The organism is Dechloromonas sp. ZS-1 (assembly GCF_039649255.1).
Taxonomy (GTDB): domain Bacteria; phylum Pseudomonadota; class Gammaproteobacteria; order Burkholderiales; family Rhodocyclaceae; genus Azonexus.
Genome location: NZ_JBDIYD010000009.1, coordinates 18,946 through 36,863, shown reverse-complemented (window position 1 = coordinate 36,863; position 17,918 = coordinate 18,946). Strand labels below are relative to the sequence as shown.

General features: G+C 61.3%; 16 protein-coding genes. 9 read left to right on the top strand and 7 right to left on the bottom strand.

Going from position 1 to position 17,918, the window contains the following annotated elements; translation table 11 throughout:
* Positions 1-38 precede the first annotated feature (38 nt).
* Positions 39-1,988 (top strand): DNA topoisomerase IV subunit B, encoded by a 1,950-nt coding sequence (parE, locus tag AACO21_RS12015; protein WP_346192761.1) that lies wholly within the window; start codon positions 39-41, stop codon positions 1,986-1,988.
* A 12-nt stretch (positions 1,989-2,000) separates the two neighbouring features.
* Positions 2,001-3,011, top strand: a complete 1,011-nt coding sequence (locus AACO21_RS12010) for a patatin-like phospholipase family protein (protein ID WP_346192760.1) — start codon at positions 2,001-2,003, stop codon at positions 3,009-3,011.
* A 90-nt stretch (positions 3,012-3,101) separates the two neighbouring features.
* Here the strand turns inward: AACO21_RS12010 and AACO21_RS12005 are convergent, their stop codons facing one another.
* Positions 3,102-4,997 (bottom strand): diguanylate cyclase, encoded by a 1,896-nt coding sequence (locus AACO21_RS12005; protein ID WP_346192759.1) that lies wholly within the window; start codon positions 4,995-4,997, stop codon positions 3,102-3,104.
* A 368-nt stretch (positions 4,998-5,365) separates the two neighbouring features.
* Between AACO21_RS12005 and AACO21_RS12000 the strand changes: the two genes are divergently transcribed.
* The 3 genes from AACO21_RS12000 (at position 5,366) to AACO21_RS11990 (ending at position 8,202) form a co-directional block, all read left to right on the top strand.
* Complete coding sequence (locus AACO21_RS12000; protein WP_346192758.1) at positions 5,366-5,884, top strand: Spy/CpxP family protein refolding chaperone; 519 nt, start codon at positions 5,366-5,368, stop codon at positions 5,882-5,884.
* A 161-nt stretch (positions 5,885-6,045) separates the two neighbouring features.
* Positions 6,046-6,978, top strand: a complete 933-nt coding sequence (locus tag AACO21_RS11995) for a patatin-like phospholipase family protein (RefSeq protein ID WP_346192757.1) — start codon at positions 6,046-6,048, stop codon at positions 6,976-6,978.
* Positions 6,979-7,068: 90 nt separating this feature from the next.
* Entirely contained in the window at positions 7,069-8,202 is a 1,134-nt protein-coding gene (locus AACO21_RS11990) for a response regulator (RefSeq protein WP_346192756.1), read from the top strand.
* Here AACO21_RS11990 and AACO21_RS11985 read toward each other — a convergent pair.
* Positions 8,199-9,722, bottom strand: a complete 1,524-nt coding sequence (locus AACO21_RS11985; protein ID WP_346192755.1) for a hybrid sensor histidine kinase/response regulator — start codon at positions 9,720-9,722, stop codon at positions 8,199-8,201. The genes AACO21_RS11990 and AACO21_RS11985 overlap by 4 nt on opposite strands.
* A gap of 168 nt (positions 9,723-9,890) precedes the next feature.
* On the opposite strand from AACO21_RS11985, the gene AACO21_RS11980 reads away from it, so the two are divergent.
* Positions 9,891-11,801: a radical SAM protein gene (locus AACO21_RS11980; RefSeq protein WP_346192754.1), complete on the top strand. Its 1,911-nt coding sequence runs from the start codon at positions 9,891-9,893 to the stop codon at positions 11,799-11,801.
* A 93-nt stretch (positions 11,802-11,894) separates the two neighbouring features.
* Here the strand turns inward: AACO21_RS11980 and AACO21_RS11975 are convergent, their stop codons facing one another.
* The 3 genes from AACO21_RS11975 to AACO21_RS11965 form a co-directional block, all read right to left on the bottom strand.
* Positions 11,895-12,113: a hypothetical protein gene (locus AACO21_RS11975; RefSeq protein ID WP_346192753.1), complete on the bottom strand. Its 219-nt coding sequence runs from the start codon at positions 12,111-12,113 to the stop codon at positions 11,895-11,897.
* Positions 12,114-12,295: 182 nt separating this feature from the next.
* Positions 12,296-14,182 carry a SurA N-terminal domain-containing protein gene (locus AACO21_RS11970; protein ID WP_346192752.1) on the bottom strand — a complete coding sequence of 629 codons (1,887 nt, stop codon included), beginning with the start codon at positions 14,180-14,182 and terminating at the stop codon, positions 12,296-12,298.
* A 120-nt stretch (positions 14,183-14,302) separates the two neighbouring features.
* Positions 14,303-15,736, bottom strand: coding sequence for a PLP-dependent aminotransferase family protein (locus tag AACO21_RS11965; protein WP_346192751.1), 1,434 nt, complete (start codon positions 15,734-15,736; stop codon positions 14,303-14,305).
* Positions 15,737-15,871: 135 nt separating this feature from the next.
* Here AACO21_RS11965 and AACO21_RS11960 point away from each other — a divergent pair, with 135 nt between their 5' ends.
* Complete coding sequence (locus tag AACO21_RS11960) at positions 15,872-16,180, top strand: DUF2917 domain-containing protein (protein ID WP_346192750.1); 309 nt, start codon at positions 15,872-15,874, stop codon at positions 16,178-16,180.
* Here AACO21_RS11960 and AACO21_RS11955 read toward each other — a convergent pair.
* Complete coding sequence (locus tag AACO21_RS11955) at positions 16,125-16,346, bottom strand: hypothetical protein (RefSeq protein WP_346192749.1); 222 nt, start codon at positions 16,344-16,346, stop codon at positions 16,125-16,127. The genes AACO21_RS11960 and AACO21_RS11955 overlap by 56 nt on opposite strands.
* A 110-nt stretch (positions 16,347-16,456) precedes the next feature.
* On the opposite strand from AACO21_RS11955, the gene AACO21_RS11950 reads away from it, so the two are divergent.
* Positions 16,457-16,621, top strand: a complete 165-nt coding sequence (locus AACO21_RS11950; protein WP_346192748.1) for a hypothetical protein — start codon at positions 16,457-16,459, stop codon at positions 16,619-16,621.
* A 156-nt stretch (positions 16,622-16,777) separates the two neighbouring features.
* The gene (locus AACO21_RS11945) at positions 16,778-17,125 is read left to right on the top strand and encodes a hypothetical protein (protein WP_346192747.1); all 348 of its coding nucleotides are present in this window, start codon (positions 16,778-16,780) and stop codon (positions 17,123-17,125) included.
* Positions 17,126-17,356: 231 nt separating this feature from the next.
* On the opposite strand, the gene AACO21_RS11940 is transcribed toward AACO21_RS11945, so the two are convergent.
* Positions 17,357-17,914, bottom strand: a complete 558-nt coding sequence (locus AACO21_RS11940; protein WP_346192746.1) for a winged helix DNA-binding protein — start codon at positions 17,912-17,914, stop codon at positions 17,357-17,359.
* Positions 17,915-17,918 lie beyond the last annotated feature (4 nt).

The following is a 17,918-nucleotide window of genomic DNA, read 5'->3' as shown; positions in this document are numbered from 1 at the left end:
CATTATCACCCGAAATTTGCACCACATTCGAGCCACACATGTCCGACTATTCCGCTTCATCCATCCGCGTCCTCAAGGACCTCGAACCCGTCAAGGAACGCCCCGGGATGTACACCCGGACCACCTGCCCGACCCATATCGTGCAGGAGGTCATCGACAACGCGGCAGACGAGGCGCTGGCCGGTTTTGCCAAGAAGATCGCGGTGCGCATCCAGGCGGATGGCCTCATTGAAGTCTCGGATAACGGGCGTGGCATTCCCGTCGAGATCCATCCGGAAGAAGGCAAGCCGGCCGTCGAACTGGTCTTCTGCAAGCTGCACGCGGGCGGCAAGTTCAACAAGAAGGAATCGGGCAACGCCTACCGCTTCTCGGGCGGTTTGCATGGCGTCGGTGTCTCGGTGACCAACGCCTTGTCGACCCGGCTGGAAGTCGAGATCAAGCGCGGCGGCGGCGTGCATAAAATTGCTTTTGCCGATGGCTTCGTGGTCGAGCCGCTGGCCCGTATCGGCGATGTCGGCCCGCGCACGACCGGCACCACGGTGCGCATTTCGCCGGATCCCAAGTATTTCGATTCGCCCAAGGTCAATCTCGGTCAGTTGGAGCACCTGCTGCGTTCCAAGGCTGTGCTCATGCCCAATGTCACCGTTGAACTGGAGATTGAAGGCCAGGACAAGAAAACCTGGTGCTACCAGAACGGCATGGCCGATTATCTGAGCGAAATGATGGTCGGCCAGCCCGTGGCGCCAATTTTCGTGGGTGAAAAATATGTCGAGACAGAAAACGGTTTTGCCGTCGGTGAAGGCGCCACCTGGGCGCTGGCCTGGTTCGAGGAAGGCGGCGGCAAGCCGGAAAGCTATGTCAACCTGATCCCGACGCTGGACGGCGGCACCCATGAAGCCGGCTTGAAAGCCGGCGTCTTCGAGGCCGTGAAAGCCTTTGCCGAGCACCACGCCATCCTGCCCGCCAAGGTCAAGCTGGCGCAGGAAGACGTCTGCGGCAAGATGACCTACCTGCTCTCGGCCAAGGTGCTCGATCCGCAGTTCCAGGGCCAGACCAAGGAAAAACTGACCAGCCGCGATGCCTACAAGCTGGTCTCGCAGATGGTGCGCGACCCGTTCGAGCTGTGGCTGAACAGCCATGCCGATTTCGGCAAGAAAATCGCCGAGCTCGCCGTCAAGGCCGCGCAGAACCGCCTCAAGTCGACCCAGAAGGTCGAAAAGAAGAAGTCCTCCGGCATCGCCACCCTGCCCGGCAAGCTGACCGATTGCGAATCCGACGACATTGCCCGCAACGAGATTTTCCTCGTCGAGGGCGACTCTGCCGGCGGCTCCGCCAAGCAGGGCCGCGACAAGGAAACCCAGGCCGTTCTGCCGCTGCGCGGCAAGGTGCTCAACACCTGGGAGGTCGAGCGCGACCAGTTGTTCAAGAATAACGAAGTGCATGACATTTCCGTCGCCGTCGGCGTCGACCCGCACGGCATCGACCAGATGGACACGGTCGACCTCTCCGGCCTGCGTTATGGCCGCATCATCGTGATGTCCGATGCGGACGTGGATGGCTCGCACATCCAGGTGTTGCTCTTCACCCTCTTCCTCAAACACTTCCCGGCGCTGGTCGAAAAAGGCCATGTCCATGTCGCCCAGCCGCCGCTCTTCCGCGTCGATGTCGAAGCCAAGGGTCACACGCGCAAGGTCTATTGCCTGGACGAAGCCGAAAAGCAGCAAACCCTGCACAAGCTGCGCGAGGAAGGCATCAACGAAAGCCGCATCACCGTCTCCCGATTCAAAGGTCTGGGCGAGATGAACCCGGACCAGCTCTGGGAAACCACGCTCTGCCCGGACACCCGCCGCCTCGTACCGTTCCAGGCCGGTCGGGAGACCATCCGGGAGATGCACACGACCTTCACCCTGCTCATGGGCAAGGGCGAAGCCGCCGGACGCCGCGCCTGGATGGAAAAAGACGGCGGCCTGGTCGAAGCCGACGTTTAAAAGGAGCCCTGCATGCGCGCCCCCCTCAATCTGGCATTACAAGGTGGGGGCGCACATGGTGCCTTTACCTGGGGCGTCCTTGACGCCCTGCTCGGCGAAAGCGACTTTCCGATTGAAGGGGTGAGCGGCACCAGCGCGGGGGCGATGAATGCCCTCTGTCTGGCGCACGGCTGGATGCAGGGCGGGCGCGACGGTGCACGCCGCGCCCTGGCCGATTTCTGGCAGGCCGTCGCCGCGCAATCCGCCCCCTTTTCACTGCCCAAGGCCTTGCAGGGCAGCATGGCCCCGGCCATGAAAATGATGTTGCAATGGAGCGACCACCTGTCGCCCGAACAACTCAACCCGCTCGATCTGAACCCCCTGCGTGATGTCCTGCATGCCCAGTTCGATTTCGAGCGCCTGCGCCGCGAGTGCCCGATCCAGTTGTTCATTGCCGCCACCCATGCCAACTCCGGCAAGGTCCGCATCTTCCGCAATCCGGAGTTGAGCGCCGACAGCTTCCTCGCCTCCGCCTGCCTGCCGACCATCCACCACACCGTGACCATCGATGGCGAGCCCTACTGGGATGGCGGCTACAGCGCCAATCCGGCGGTCTTTCCGCTGCTCCATCACTGCCCGTCACCCGATATCCTGCTGGTCCTGCTGACACCCCTGCATTACAACGAAACGCCCTATTCCGCGACCGACATCCGCCAGCGCCTGCGCGAACTCGCCTTCAACGCCACCTTCCTGCGCGAAATGCGCATGTTCGCCCACATGCGCGAACAGATCGGCACGCCGCGCTTGCCGGACTGGCTGCCCTTCGGCAAATTCGAACGCCGCATCGCCCGCCTGCGCTTCCACGCCATTGCCGGCGATCACGTGCTCAGCGAGTTTCCGGCTGAAAGCAAACTCGCGGTTAATCTGCCTTTCTTCGAAACGCTGCGCGATCTCGGTAGCCAGCATGCCCGGCGCTGGCTCAGCGCACACCGCCAGGACATCGGCCAACGCGCCAGCCTGGATCTGAACCGGGTGTTTTACTAATCCAGCGATCAGTAGTGCAGTTCGGGGCACGAGGACAGCCGCGCATGCCCCGGCGGCATGCCAGGCCGAAGACGGAAGGGCTGTCCAGTCCTAGATGCTGAAATCTGCAGTGTTGCTCGATGGTTGAACCGCATCATGGTTCGACACCACCCGGTCGCGCCCGCGCCGCTTTGCCTCATACAAGGCCAGATCCGCCCGATTCAAAATTTGCTCCGGCCCTTGGTCGACTTCGGCAATCGTGGTCACGCCGATACTGATCGTGAGCGGGATCACTATCTCGCCAAACTGAACCGGCGTCTCACGCAGCATGGCGCACACACGTTGGGCAAACTGCTCCGCATTCCCCATACTGGTTTCAGGCAGAAGCACAGCGAACTCTTCGCCGCCCAAACGGCCCACCGTATCGGATTGACGCACGGCACCACGGAGAAGTTTAGCCACGTGCAACAAGGCAGCATCGCCCGCCGCATGGCCATGGGTGTCATTGACCCGCTTGAAGAAGTCAATGTCCGCCATGAGCACTGAAGCCTGTGAATGAGCGTAACGTTTCACCCGCACCATCTCGCTGTCCAGTTTTTCCAGGAAACATCGCCGGTTATCCAGCCCGGTCAGACCATCGGTGGTGGCCAGTTTCGTCAGCATATCCTCCATCTGCTTGCGGGCCGAGATGTCGGTATGCGTACCCACCATGCGCAGCGGCCGGCCATCGGCATCACGTTCAATGACCATCCCACGGTCAAGAATCCATTTCCAGCTACCGTCCTTGCTCAGAACACGATGCTCATTGGTATAAAAGGGGGCCTCCCCGGCGAAATGACGCTCCAGATCATCCAGCACAGAGCTCATATCATCTGGATGCACCCGTTTCTTCCACTCATCCAGTTCGCTCCCGATTTCGGCTTCACTGTAGCCAAGCATCGTTTTCCAGCCTCGGGAAAAGAGCACACGGTTGTGCGCCATATCCCAATCCCAAACCCCATCACCGGCGGCCTCAAGGGCCAGGCGCCAGCGCTCCTCGTTCTCTGCCAGCAAGACCTCTTCGGCCAATCGCTGCTTGTTCGAACGGAAACTCAGGTAGCCAACCAACAAGAGCAGTGCTGATATCCCGCCCCCGGCGAGCATGGCACGGGAACGCTGATCCTGGTAAGGACGCATCATTTCCCACACCGCATGCCCTACGACCACAACCAGGTTATGGCTCTCGATTTTTCGCCAGGCGTACATCCGGTTGAAACCATCCACCTGGGACTGACGCTCAAAAACACCCGAATCGGGCGACAGGGCTGACAAATACGGGGCATCGGTCAGACTTTTACCCAAGGCACTCTCGGGATTGGGATAACGAGAGAGAATTTCCCCCTCCTGCCGCACCACACTGATGATGCTGTCGCCAGAAAGCTGGATGGATCGGTAAAAACGACTGAAATATTCGGGGGATACCGACAGGACCACCACCCCGGAGAACGTGCCGTGCGAGTCATAGATCGGTCGGGTGAACTGGATGGACCAGCGGTTGGAAACACGCCCGAGCAGCGGCTTGCTGATGAAGAGTTCATCCACGCTACGCTGCCGATGTACCTTGAAGTGTTCGCGGTCGCTGAGATCCAGGGGTTTGGCCGGCTGCTCAAGGCTCGAAAAGGCCAGCGTGCCGCTGGCGTCGATCACGGCCACCTGAAATGCCAGTTCGCGCTTGAGGTATTCCTGACGCTGCCGGACTGCTTTGGCGAAGCGCTCGCCATCCCCTTCCCATTGATCGCGAAGGTCAATGAGGGTGACATCGATTGTTTTCACGGATGACTCGATCTGCATGGCAAACGCCAGGGCCAGATTTTTCAAATCATCATGATTTCTGGACAGCAACTCCCCCCGGGCTCGCTCCACATCGAGAAAAATGCCCCCCCACAGCAAGACGAGCAAGGTCCCCATCACACCGTACAGCTTCAACAGGCGCGCATCGCGCCATGCGTTGGTCGAACCACGAGCCATTGAGTCCCCTCATCAATCGTATCTGCCCCACATGCTTGGCCTTTGGTACGCCAGCGCATGATGACGCGCTCCCCCCAACCAAGCCGCGATGCCTCATGAACGAGCACTACGTCCCTTCAGCTCGAGATAGGCATTGTGCGTCGTGTCGTTGCCGAAGCCATCATGCAATGACAACCCTGCATGGATTGGGCATAGCGGATTATGCATTTATTCCAACAATAACCAAAATGACAAATTTATTTTCAATTGCCGTCAGAAACACCTTGCAACAACTCAATGCCCAGCGCACATACCTCGCTTACATCTCTGCAGTCTAATGGTCTCCAGCGCGGCACTCGCCGCAGATGACCCGCCGAAAGGAGCACATCATGTTGAAGCACACCAAATTCCGACTGGCCGCACTGAGTCTTTTTGCCATGGGCGCACTGACCGCTGCACCGGGTTTTGCCCAACCCGCCGACTGCATGGGTGGCCCGATGGGGCGTCCGCAGGCTGAAGGACGCCAGGCAGACCGCATGAAGCAGCATCAGCAACGCCTGCACGATGCCCTGAAGCTGACACCGCAACAGGAAAAAGCCTGGGAACTGTTCCAGAGCTCGCATCCGGCCCAGGCCGGCGGTCAACGCCCTGACCCGGCCGAATTTGCCAAGCTGCCCGCCCCGGAACGCGCCGAAAAAATGCTGGCCGTCCAGAAGCAACAGCAGGAAGCCATGGGCAAGCACGTGGCAGCCATGAAGGAGTTCTACGCTCAACTGACGCCGGAGCAGAAAGCAACCTTTGACGCCCAGGGCATGCGTGGTCCGCGTCAGGGTAGCAAACGCGGTCCTGGTGCCGGTGGTCCTGGTGCAGGGGGTCCCGGGGCCGGCGCACCGGGTAACCCGCAGTAAATTCATCGCTGGCATCGCCAGCTTGCCCCCGGTTTAGCCGGGGAGCGCCAACGGGCCATCCTGTCATGGCCCGTTGCCTTGTCGACGGCGCTCAACTTACCGGGCAGATTGGCACGCACCGCTACGGACTGTTACGCAGTGGCCTCGGGCGCAGCGCTAGAATGCACGCTTTTCTGCCGTTACGCCCCACGCCCGTGTCTCAGTCCAATCCCGTTTTTGCCGCACGCCGTCAGTTTTTGCTGGCCGGCGCCACGCTGCTCATTGCCGCCTGCACGCCGGGCGAACTGGTACGCCCTGCAGCGCCGACACCGCTCACGACCAGTGCCGCCAAACCCCGGATTGCGCTGGCGCTAGGGGGCGGTGCCGCACGCGGATTTGCCCACATTGGCGTGATCAAGGTGCTCGAATCGCATGGCATCGTGCCGGACATGGTGGTCGGCACCAGCGCCGGCGCCGTGGTGGGCGCCTTGTATGCCGGTGGCTTCGACCCCTTCCAGATGCAGAAACTGGCGCAACAACTCGATGAAAAGGTTTTCGCAGACTGGACGCTGGGCGGACGCGGCTTCCTGAAAGGCGAAGCCCTGCAGGAATTCATCAATCAGCACCTCTCCCGCCGCGTCATCGAGCGCCTGAACAAACCTTTCGCCGCGATTGCCACGGATCTGCAGAGCGGCGAACGCATTGTCTTCCGCACAGGAGATACGGGCATGGCTGTGCGTGCCTCTGCCGCCGTTCCCGGCGTGTTCCAGCCGACACCGATCAAGGGGCGCAACTACGTCGACGGCGGCCTGACCAGCCCGGTACCGGTACGCGCTGCACGCGAAATGGGCGCAGACATCGTGATTGCCGTCGATATTTCAGCCAGACCGGAAGGACAGCCGACCGACAGCCTGACCTCAGTCATGTGGCAGACCATCACGATCATGGGCGGCGCGATCAGCAAAAATGAATTGAAGGAAGCCGATATCGTCATCCGCCCGGCTTTGCCCTACGTGAAATCGTGGGACTTCACGGCGCGCAACGAAGCGATGCTGGAAGGCGAACGGGCCGCTCAGCAAGCGTTACCCGCCCTGCGCCAGAAGCTCGGTCGCTAAAAGTGTCAAAAAAGTAAAATCCCGCTTGCTTCCTGTCACAGTGCACCGTTAGGATTTCTCCTGTCATAAGCCTGTGTGCTGGAGAATGGCGTGGATATCCTGCTTGTTGATGATGAAGCCGAAGTACGCGGCAACCTGAAGCTGCTCCTTTCACTCGAAGGTCATACCGTACGGGAAGCCGAGCATGGCCAAGCCGCCCTTGCCGCGCTGGCGGATAACCCGCCCGACCTGATTTTTTCCGATGTGAGAATGCCGGTCATGGATGGCTACGAATTCTGCCGTGCCGTGAAAGCGCATGAAGACTGGCGCTACATTCCCGTCACCTTCATTTCCGGCAGCGAGAGCATCGAAGCCCGCCTGGAAGCCTTTGAGGCCGGTGCGGAAGATTTCATCGTCAAACCTTTCGATGTGGCCGAGCTGCTGCACAAGGTGGGCACGGCAGCACGCATCATCGAAGAAACCCGAGCCCTTCGTACCCAGGCCAGCGAAGCGCAAAGCACCGCGTTCACCGCCATGCAATGGGCAGCCGAACTCGGCAACGTACTGGAATTCATGCGCCAAGCCCTGACGTGCCAGCAACCGGCAGCGCTCTGCCAGTTGATTCGCCATGCCTTGCAAGGCATGGGCCTGGATGCCACCGTGATGATTCACAGCGGCCACGAGGCCCACACACTCAGCCAGCGCGGCAAGGATATCCCGCTCGATCACTCCATCCTGCTGCATTTGCGAAAACTGGAGCGCATTTTCGAGTTTCAGCGTCGCGCCGTTTTCAATTACGACTCGGTGACCGTGGTCGTGCACGACATGCCTCGCGATGATCCTGCGCTGTGTGGGCGTCTGCGCGACCATCTGGCGCTGCTGGCCGAGATTGCCGATGCGCGCAACAAAACCCTGTCGCTGGAAAATCTGAAGCGCAGCCAGGCTGACGGCCTGGGCTCGGCGATCGGAATTGCCGAATCGGCCCTGGCGGAGATTTCACGCTCGCAGCAGATCAGCGAACGCACCTTGGGTGAGAGCGTGGATACGCTTCAGGACCAGCTATCCAGCGTATTTGTCGGCTGCGGGCTGAAAGAGTCGCAGGAGGCCAGTATTCTGGCCGTGATTGCCGAGCACCGCGAAGCGCTGGAAGCCCTGCTCAAGGAACACCAGGCCGCCACCCGGCGGCTTGATGAGGTCATGGCGATCCTGAAGAGCCTGTCGGCGCAAAACGCCAGGGCGCTTTAAGGCAAGGGATTCCCGCGTGCGGCCCGACGGGGCACACACACCGTAAAGCGGCAGCCGCCATCGGCACTGATGGGGCTGTCCACATCCACCTTCCCGCCTTGCAGGGTGACCATCTGGCGGACGATGGCCAAGCCCATGCCAGCCCCCGGCAAATGCCGGACATTGGTCGCCCGCTGGAAATCGCCGAACAACAGGGGCAGATCGTCCGGCGGAATCCCGATACCCTGATCCTCGACGGCCACCGTCAACGTAGCCTCATCTCCGAAGATGCGGATGCAGACCGGCGCCCCGTCCGGTGAATATTTGAGGGCATTGCTGACCAGATTGCCGAGAATATGCTCCATCACCGCCGCATCCAGCTCGCACCAGGGGTCCTCGGTTTCGTTCAGCACGCGCAGCCGCCCCAGCGCAGCCACATTGAACGCCATGGCGGCCTGATGTGCCTGCTGGCCGATCAATTCCACCGCATTGCAGCGCACCGGCGAAAACTTCTCCCGCAACAACTCGGTCTTGCCCAACTGCATCAGGCCATCGAGCATGTCCTGCATCCGGCCAATCGCCCGCGTCATGCGATCAAAGAGTTCGGCACGCTGCACCTCGTCGAAGCGCGCCCCGTAGTCCCGCAACAGTTCAAGGGAGCTCTTGAGCAAGGTGAGCGGGCTGCGAAATTCGTGTGAGGTCATGGAGACAAAGCGCGAGCGCAAAGCACTCAGTTCGGCTTGGCGCTGCATGGCGAGCTTCATCTGGGCTTCGGCGGCATAACGCTCGCTCACATCCGAGATGATCCAGACACTCTCCGTCAGTTCGCCCCCTTGAACCACGGCCTGCCCAGCCAGTTGCAGGCGGGTTTGCCGTATCGCCCCTTCCGCGCTGACACTCTGGCATGAACATTCAGCCCGAAAATTCTCGCCGGCGACCAGACGCGTTGCCACAGCGGGCCAGTCATCGGCAATTTCGGAAAACTGGGACAAAAACGGTTCACCGGCATAGAGCGGCAAGCCCGTGAGCGTCATGGCCATTTCATTGCGCCATTTGATCCGGCCCGCCTGGTCGATGGAAACAATGCCGATGATGCCGTTTTCCAGCACGACGAAATCCCGCGCCAGAATGTCTTCAAGATGTTGGCGATAAACATCGTTGGCCCGCTGCAGGCGGGCACGCTTGCAGCAGTTGCGCACGGTCTTTTCGAGCGCAGCCGGGTTTTCAACCGGTTTCAGGAAGAAATCCCAGGCGCCCTTGTGCGTGGCTTCGACCAGGTCGCGCATGTCCGTGGTGCCGGAGACGACAATCGTCGGCAAATGCGGATGCCGGGCCATGACCCAGGCAATCACCTCCGTTCCCCGCATGCCGGGCATGTCGAGGTCGACGATCAGGGCATCGGGCAGGGCCTGATCCAGACGCGTAATCCCCGCCTCACCGGAGGCCGCCGTCCAGACCTCCCAACCGGAGTCCTCAAAAAAGGCGCCCAATTGGGTTCGACAACCCGCATCGTCATCAATGATCAACAGTCGGTTCGACATGCGCATCCCCTGATTGCTTTTTTATGGCCATCAACAGGATGGCGCTGCTGGCAAACAAGACCATATGGCAGAGATAAAGTTTCATGCCTGTTTCATTGTTTCATCCGTCTGCCGGCAAAAACACCGGGGACGGGCTAAAATCCGGGCTTGATCCCGGCCCGCAACACCATGTCCCAGCCTCGCCTCCTCAGCGTCATCCCGCCGATGACGCAATTGAACGTACCGTATCCGTCCACAGCCTACCTCACCGGCTTCCTGCGTGAGCGCGGTTTTGCCGCCTTTCAGGAAGACCTGGCGCTGCAGCTCGTCCTGACGCTGTTTTCGGATACGGGACTGGATCGCGTGCGGGCGGCGGTCGACGCCTTGCCGGGCAAGAAAAAGCCACGCCCGCTGCGCAATTTCGTCACGCATTTCGACCGCTACCGCGCCACCATCGGACCGGCCATTGCTTTCCTGCAAGGTCGCGATCCCTCGCTGGCCTATCGGATTGCCAGCCGCGGCTACCTGCCGGAAGGGCCACGCTTCGATCAGGCCTTTGCCAACTATGCCGACGATGACAGCGGCGATCCGCTGGGCTGGGCATTTGGTGCGCTCGGCGTGCAGGACCGCGCCCGCCATTACGCCACGCTTTACCTGAACGATCTGTCCGATGTCGTGCGCGAGGCCGTCGACCCGCGCTTTGAGTTTGTCCGTTACGCCGAATCGCTGGCCCAGAGCCAGCCCAGCTTCGAGCCGCTGGCCGAAGCCCTGGCCGCCCCTTGCACGCTGGTCGATGAGATTCTGCAAAATCTGGCCCGGGCGGCGGTCGACCGTCACCAGCCGGATATTTTGCTGCTCTCGACGCCCTTCCCCGGCTCGGTCTATGCCGCCTTGCGCATCGCCCAGGCGATCAAGGCTCATGCACCGCGGGTGGTCATTGTGCTGGGCGGTGGCTGGGTCAATACCGAGCTGCGCGAACTGGCCGAGCCCCGGCTCTTCGATTACGTCGATTACGTCACGCTCGATGACGGCGAACGCCCGCTGCTCGCGCTGATCGAGCATCTGGACGGCAAACGCCCGCGCCTCAATCTGGTCCGCACCTTCACCCGCGTCGACGGCGCCGTACGCTGGTTCAACCACGGCGAAGCCGACGTCGCCTTTGCCGAGGTCGGCACGCCGACCTGGGACGGCCTGCCGCTCGACCGTTACCTGTCGCTGCTCGACATGCTCAACCCGATGCATCGCCTGTGGTCGGATGCGCGCTGGAACAAGCTCACCGTCGCCCACGGCTGTTACTGGAAGAAATGCAGCTTCTGCGATGTGAATCTCGACTACATCGGGCGCTACGACGGAATTGGTGCTGTCCAGCTGGTCGACCGCATGGAACGCATCATCGAAGAAACCGGCCAGTCCGGCTTTCACTTCGTCGATGAAGCCGCCCCGCCCAAGGCGCTGCGTGCCATGGCGGAGGAAATCCGCCGGCGTAACCTGACCGTTTCCTGGTGGGGCAATATCCGCTTCGAAAAATCCTTCTCGCCCGAGGTCTGCCTTGAACTGGCCGACAGTGGCTGCGTGGCGGTCTCCGGCGGCCTGGAAGTCGCCTCCGACCGTCTGCTCCAGCTCATGAAAAAAGGTGTGTCGGTCGAACAGGTGGCGCGCGTCACGCGCGGCTTCACCGACGCCGGCGTGCTGGTGCACGCCTACCTGATGTACGGTTTCCCCACGCAAACGACGCAGGACACGGTCGATGCGCTGGAATATGTACGCCAGCTCTTTCTGAACGGCTGCATTCAATCCGGCTTTTTCCACCGCTTTGCCTGCACGGTCCATTCCCCGGTCGGCAAGGACCCGGCGGCCTATGGCATCACGCTCAAGCCCGAACCCTTCAAGGGCTTCGGCAAGAACGACGTGGCCTTCATCGACCCCACCGGCACCGACCACGCCACGCTCGGTCGAGGCCTGAACAAGGCCCTCTACAACTTCATGCACGGCATCGGGCTGGATGAAGACGTACGGGCCTGGTTCGACCTGCGCGTGCCGCGCCCGACCGTGAATCGCAATATTATCGCCCGCGCCCTGCAGGCCAGCGGCCAGGGCTGAATTTCGGGCCTGCCGTGCGGTTGACCGTCAGCCGCACGCAGCAAGCAAAAAGGGGCCGATCGGCCCCTTTTTCACAACGTATGCAGCAGGTGTTCAGGTACGCATTTCGGTCAGCACCACCCCAACGCCCTTCAGACGTTCAGCCAGCGCTTCGTCCGTCTTGGCAAGCTTGGATGCGTTGTGCGTTTCCGCCCCTTGCACCAGCACCTCACAGCCCAGTTTTTCAAGCTGGTGCGCGATGGCGGCCACCACATGGCCTTTGCCGGAGTGATCGGGTCCGGTCACAGAGACGATGATCTTGTCTGCGTACATGGTTTTATCCTTATTGTCCTCGGTTTGTAAAAGCTGACAGAACAGGCCAGCGCCATTGAAATCCTAACGCGAGCCCAGTCCAAGGAGTTGATTCAGCGCAAGCCGCAACCGAGATCCCGGCACCTGAAAAATAAAAAGGGGCCTGACGGCCCCTTTTGCAATTGACACGCGCACGCCGCGAATCAACGTTCCTTGCTTTCCAGCGCGGCCTGGTTGATCTCGACCTTGTAACGCGCACGCAAGGCGGCGATGTAGGCTTCCACCTCTTCCTGCGTCGCAATCTGGCCGATCTGGCGCTGCAGGCCCTGACGGCGGGCATCATCCAGTTGCTCGCCGGCACTGACCTTGACCAGCTTGAACAGGGCATAGCCTGTGCCCGGCAGCTCAACGCCGGTGTAGGCCGGCAACTTGGCAGCATCGATACGGAAAATCGGCGACACGGCCGGCGGCGGCACCATGCGGGCATCCATGCGGGAGATCGGCTTGGCGGCCCCCCAAGCCAACTTGTCTTCGCCCTTCTTCAGGGCTTCCAGACGGGCTTCGCCATCCTTGCTGGCGAGCACCTGGGCCTCCTTGCGCTTCAGCATGCTCTCGATGCTGGCCTTGACCTGCTCGAACGGTACCTGTGCAGCCGGCTTGTACTCGACGATGCGTGCGGCCACCAGCGTGTTCGGCGCCACTTCGACCGCTTCGGTATTGCGCTTGCTCTTCACGCTGTCTTCGGCAAACAGGGTGGCCAGCAGCTTTTCGTTACCGAGCGGCCCGGCGGCCGGATTGGCCTGACGGGACAGCCAGTCACTCTGCTTGACGGTGAGCTTGAATTTCTCGGCAGCGGGCTTGAGGCTGTCGGATTGCTCGTAGACCAGATTGGTGAAGGCTTCGGCGGCTTCGGCAAATTTGCGGGCGGCGCTGCCGGCCTTGACCTCGGCTTCGATCTGCGCGCGCACTTCGGAAAGCGGCTTTTCCTTCGCGGCGTGGATGCCGGTCACCTTGATGATGTGGAAACCGAAATCGGATTCCACCACACCGGAGACCTCGCCTTCCTTCAGGCTGAAGGCAGCGTCTTCAAACGGCTTCACCATCGCACCGCGACCGAAGAAACCCAGATCGCCGCCCTTGCCGGCGGAACCCGGATCACTGGAGTGCTTCTTGGCGAGATCGGCAAAGGCAGACGGCGTCTTGCGGAGATCCTGCAGAATTTCCTCGGCCTTGGCCTTCGCCTTGTCCTTGCCGAGCTTGTCGCTGGCGATCAGGATATGGCTGGCACGGCGCTCTTCGGGCTGCTGGAATTTGTCCTTGTGACCGTCGTACCAGGCCTTGATCTCGGCATCGCTGACACTGAGCTGGGCGCTCAGGGCATCCATCGAGAGCACGACGTACTCGGCCTTGGCCTGCTCCGGCGTGGCAAATTGCTTGCCGTTTTCGTCGTAGAACTTCTGCGCGGCGCCGTCGGCCAGTTTGACCTTGTCGAGGTAGGCATCCAGCAGCACGCGATATTCCTGTACCTCGCGCTTTTCGGTCTGCAGGCCGATCACCTTGTCGCTCACCGTCCGCGCCACGATGCCGGACTGGGCAACGGCGGTCGCCAGTTGCTGCAGGGTCAGGTCCTGGCGCAGCTGGGCCTCAAAACCTTCCGGGGACATCCCCTGAGCTGCCAGCATCTGCGTGTAGCGCTCCTGGCTGAACTTGCCATCGACCTTGAAGGCTTCGATCCCGTTGATCGTGCGACGCACGACGTCATCGCTGGCAAACACACGCTGCTTGCTGGCTTCCTGCATGAGCAGGCGCTGGGTGATCAGGTCATTCAGGATGCTCTTCCGCGCTTCCGGCGTATCCAGCAATTTCGGGTCGAACTGGCCCGCCATCTGGGCACGCAGCCGATCCTGCTGTTCGCGGATGGCTTGCTGAAACTGCTGCTGGGTGACCTTGTATTCACCCACCTTGGCCACGTCATCCCCGGCGCCATTGCTGCGCATGTAGGATTCGACGCCAAAGAAGGCGAAGGGCAACGTGATCAGCCCCAGGAAAACCTGGACGACTTTCTTGTTGTTGCGGACTGCGTCAAACATGAGAGGAAAGATCCTTTGGAAGCACTGAAACCGACCTGTGGGGCGGCTCCAGGAAGGGTTCCGGTCAATGCCGGCAAAGGGCGAATGATACCGTAGTTTTCACGGGGCAAAATTGATCCGTCAGGGGTGCGTAATCAGATGCCCCAGACGCCGTACCGCGTCTTCGATTTCCGGCGTATGCGGGTTGCCGCAATTCAGGCGCAGGCAATTACGATACAGGCCGCTGGCCGAGAACAGTTCGCCGGGCACGAAAGGCACCCCCTCGCGTACGGCGCGTTCGTAAAGCGCGCTGGTATTCACCGCCTCCGGCAATTCCAGCCAGAGCACGAATGCCCCATGCGGCTGGGAAATCCGGGTTTCGGCCGGAAAGTGGCGGGCCACCGCATCGCGCATGGCAGCCACCTGAGTTTCATAGTGCCGACGCAGGCTGCGCAGGTGGCGCTCGTAGGCACCGGAATCCAGATATTCGGCGACCACCATCTGGGTCACCGGATTCGAGGCACCGCTGCAAATCGTTTTCTGCAACGACACGGCTTGCCGGTAACGCCCGGCCGCCACGAACCCCAGACGCAGCGCCGGCGACAGCGATTTCGAGAACGACCCACAGAGCATGACATTGCCCGTGGTATCAAAGGCTTTCAAAGGCCATGGGCGGGTATCGCCAAAATGCAGGTCGCCATAGATATCGTCCTCGATCACGGCGATGCCGCGGGCGGCGGTCAACGCCACCAGGGCGCGCTTTTTCTCGTCCGGCATCGTGCTGCCCAGTGGGTTACTGACATTCGGCACGAGCAGGCAGGCGGCCACCTTGCCTTGGCGGGAGGCCAGATCGAGGGCTTCGAGCGACATTCCGTGCCGGGCATCGCAGGGAATCTCCAGCGCCTTGAGCCCCAGCGATTCGAGCAACTGCAGCATCAGGTAATAGGCTGGCGACTCCACGGCCACGGTATCGCCGGGCTGCGTCACCGCACGCAGACACAGGCCGAGCGCCTCCGTACACGAATTGGTGACCAGCAACTCTTCTGTCGGCAAAGGCCCGCCCCAAGCCAGCGAACGCCGGACAAGCTGGTGCAGGAGCGCCGTTTCCCCCGGCGAATGGTGGCTACCGCTTTGCAGCAGGGTCGGATGCGTGCGCACCACCTTGGCGTACAAACGGTTCAGCGCAGCGATCGGCAACAATTCGGGCGCCGGCCAGGCGGCCACCAGCGGCGCCATGCCAGGTTGGCGCGCCGCCTGCAGGACCCGCTCCAGACGCTGCGAAATGGCCACCGGCATCGCCTCCTCGGGCGTGTTCCGCAGTTGGGGCACCGCCCGCTGCGGGCCACGCAGGCGAACGTAATAGCCAGACTGCGGACGCGCCTCGACCTTGCCCGCGTCTTCCAGGCGACGTAGTGCCTGCACGACAGTCGACATGGAAAGCCGCTTCTCGCTGGCCAGCCGCCGTACCGAAGGCAGCCGATCACCCGGTGCCAGCACCCCCCGTTCGATCAGGCTGGCCAGTTCGGCAGCCAGGCGTTCATAGCGCAGCAATTCAGGGCCAATCGGAGTAGCCATACAGTTCAGCCTCAGAACGACCAATACAGTTCATCCAGAACAAAACTGTATTGATATCAATTTTAATGTTTTGAAACTGTACCAGTTTTTCGCGCGCCCCTATGCTGTGAGCACCATTCAAACCGGAGCGCCAACATGACCCGACCCCAAGATTTCGAACTCGCCCACAGCCAGGCCTTGAGCCTGGGCAAGGCCCAAGGGCAAATCCTGCGGTGTGTCCGTGGCCGCCTCTGGATCACCCTGGCAGGCGATGCCGACGACTATTTCCTCGATGCCGGACAAACGATGCAGTTGCCGGGCAGCGGCGTCAGCGTGGTCATTGAAGGGATGGGCAGCAGCCGCTGCCAGGTAGCCTCCGGCAGGGTGTTCGCCGTGTGGCTGCGGCGTCTCAGTTCAAAGCGTCAAAAAGATCCGGCACCTTGGGCAGCAGGTTCGCCTGCTTGACCGTGAGCCGAACCGGCTGACCGCGCCGACCGATGGCCTCGACGATCATGCGACCGCCCGAGGCCTCGGCCACAACCCGCACGTTGCGGGTCGCGGCACGGGTTTTACCCTGGTAGGTCACCAGCGTACCAGCAGGCGGCAAAAGGGAATCAGGACGGGAATTCATGGCGCAAGGCTAACGCGGGCCGGGAAAAAAATCGAATACTGTACATTTATACAGTTATTCGTTATCCTGCAGCCATTGCTCATCCATTGACACCTTGAAGGAGCCTGATCATGAAACAACTGCAGAAGTGGTTTGACCAGATTGCCGGCATTCACCGCGAAGAACAGGAACGCCAGGCACTGGCCCGACGCGTTTTCAGCCAGCGCGGACCGGATCCGCTGCTCCTGCAAATGCCGGCCTGCTGGCGGCGCAAGGCACGCATCGGCCGGATTTGATGGCTGCCCGGCGGTCGACCGGGGAAAAATGGCAAAAACCGAGGAAATTCCCGGGTAAATTGCGAGCGAGTGCCTTGCCGGATGCTGCGGCTGCGGCATAATTCGCACTGTGAAACGGGCCGGCTGTCGGCCCGCCAACCCGGAGATTCAAACCAGATGAAGCGTATCGACATCGATGCCGCCATCCGTTCGCATAACCAGTGGCGCCGCCAGTTCCTGAATGCCTTTGCCGGCGGGGACTATGTCGACATGCCTTTGTCCGAACATCGCAGCTGCCTGCTCAGCCTGCAATTGGGCCGACTACGTGAGCGCCATGCCGGCGACGCCGTTTACCAGGCCCTGCTCGCCGCCGACGAGCGCTTTCATGACCTCGCCAACGAAGTCATTGAACTGAGCAATAACGGCATGGCCAGCACCGCCGACCTGCTCCTGCCGGAGCTCAATGAAGCGGCGCATCAACTGATCGCCCAACTCGACGCCTTCCGCCCGCTGCAACAGGACTGAGGTACGGCACGAACGGGCATCTGCACCAGTCGCCTTATCCGCCCCAGGCCAGTGCCGCGATAACCAACAAAAAGCCCCCGTTTTCCGGGGGCTTTTTGTTGATGCCGATTGTGTTGAACCCGACTCAAGCCTGCGCCTGCCCGCCCTTGCGATCGCTTCTGCCCAGTGCACACTGGTACTGCAGGGACTCGCGATCCGGCTCCGCCGGATACGCAACCACCAGCATGGCGCTCAATACGCCGTTGCCGCACGTGCGGCCTGATCGTAGCGGCCGGAAAGTTGGCGCAACACGCGGGCCAGATCCCCCAGGCGCGCATTTTCTTCTTCCTGACCGGAAAAGCCGGGCATCAGGCAGGCTTCGCGCACATCGCGGTAACGCTGACAGAGGGCTGCCCCTTCCTCGGTTGTGGCAAAAAAGACTTCCTTACCGCGCTTGGTGCTGCTCAGCAAGCCCATGCCTGAGAGTTTCTTGACCGAATAACTGACCACGTGGGTGTCTTCGATATTGAGGACAAAACAGATGTCAGCCAGGCGCTTTTCGGTCCGGCGGTGATTGATGTGATGCAGGATCAGGACATCCACCGGTGCCATGTCCTTGACCCCGGCCGCGCCCATGCAACGGATCAGCCAGCGGTTGAAGGCATGAGCGGCAATGATCATCCCGAACTCGAATTCCGAGAGTTCCGGTGACTTGTCCGAGACCAGATGCGAGGACGAAACGATGCGCTGACCAACCGGCGGAACAGCAGTTGCTTCAAGCTCGGGGGCGTTCTTCGTGCGACGGGACATGTGC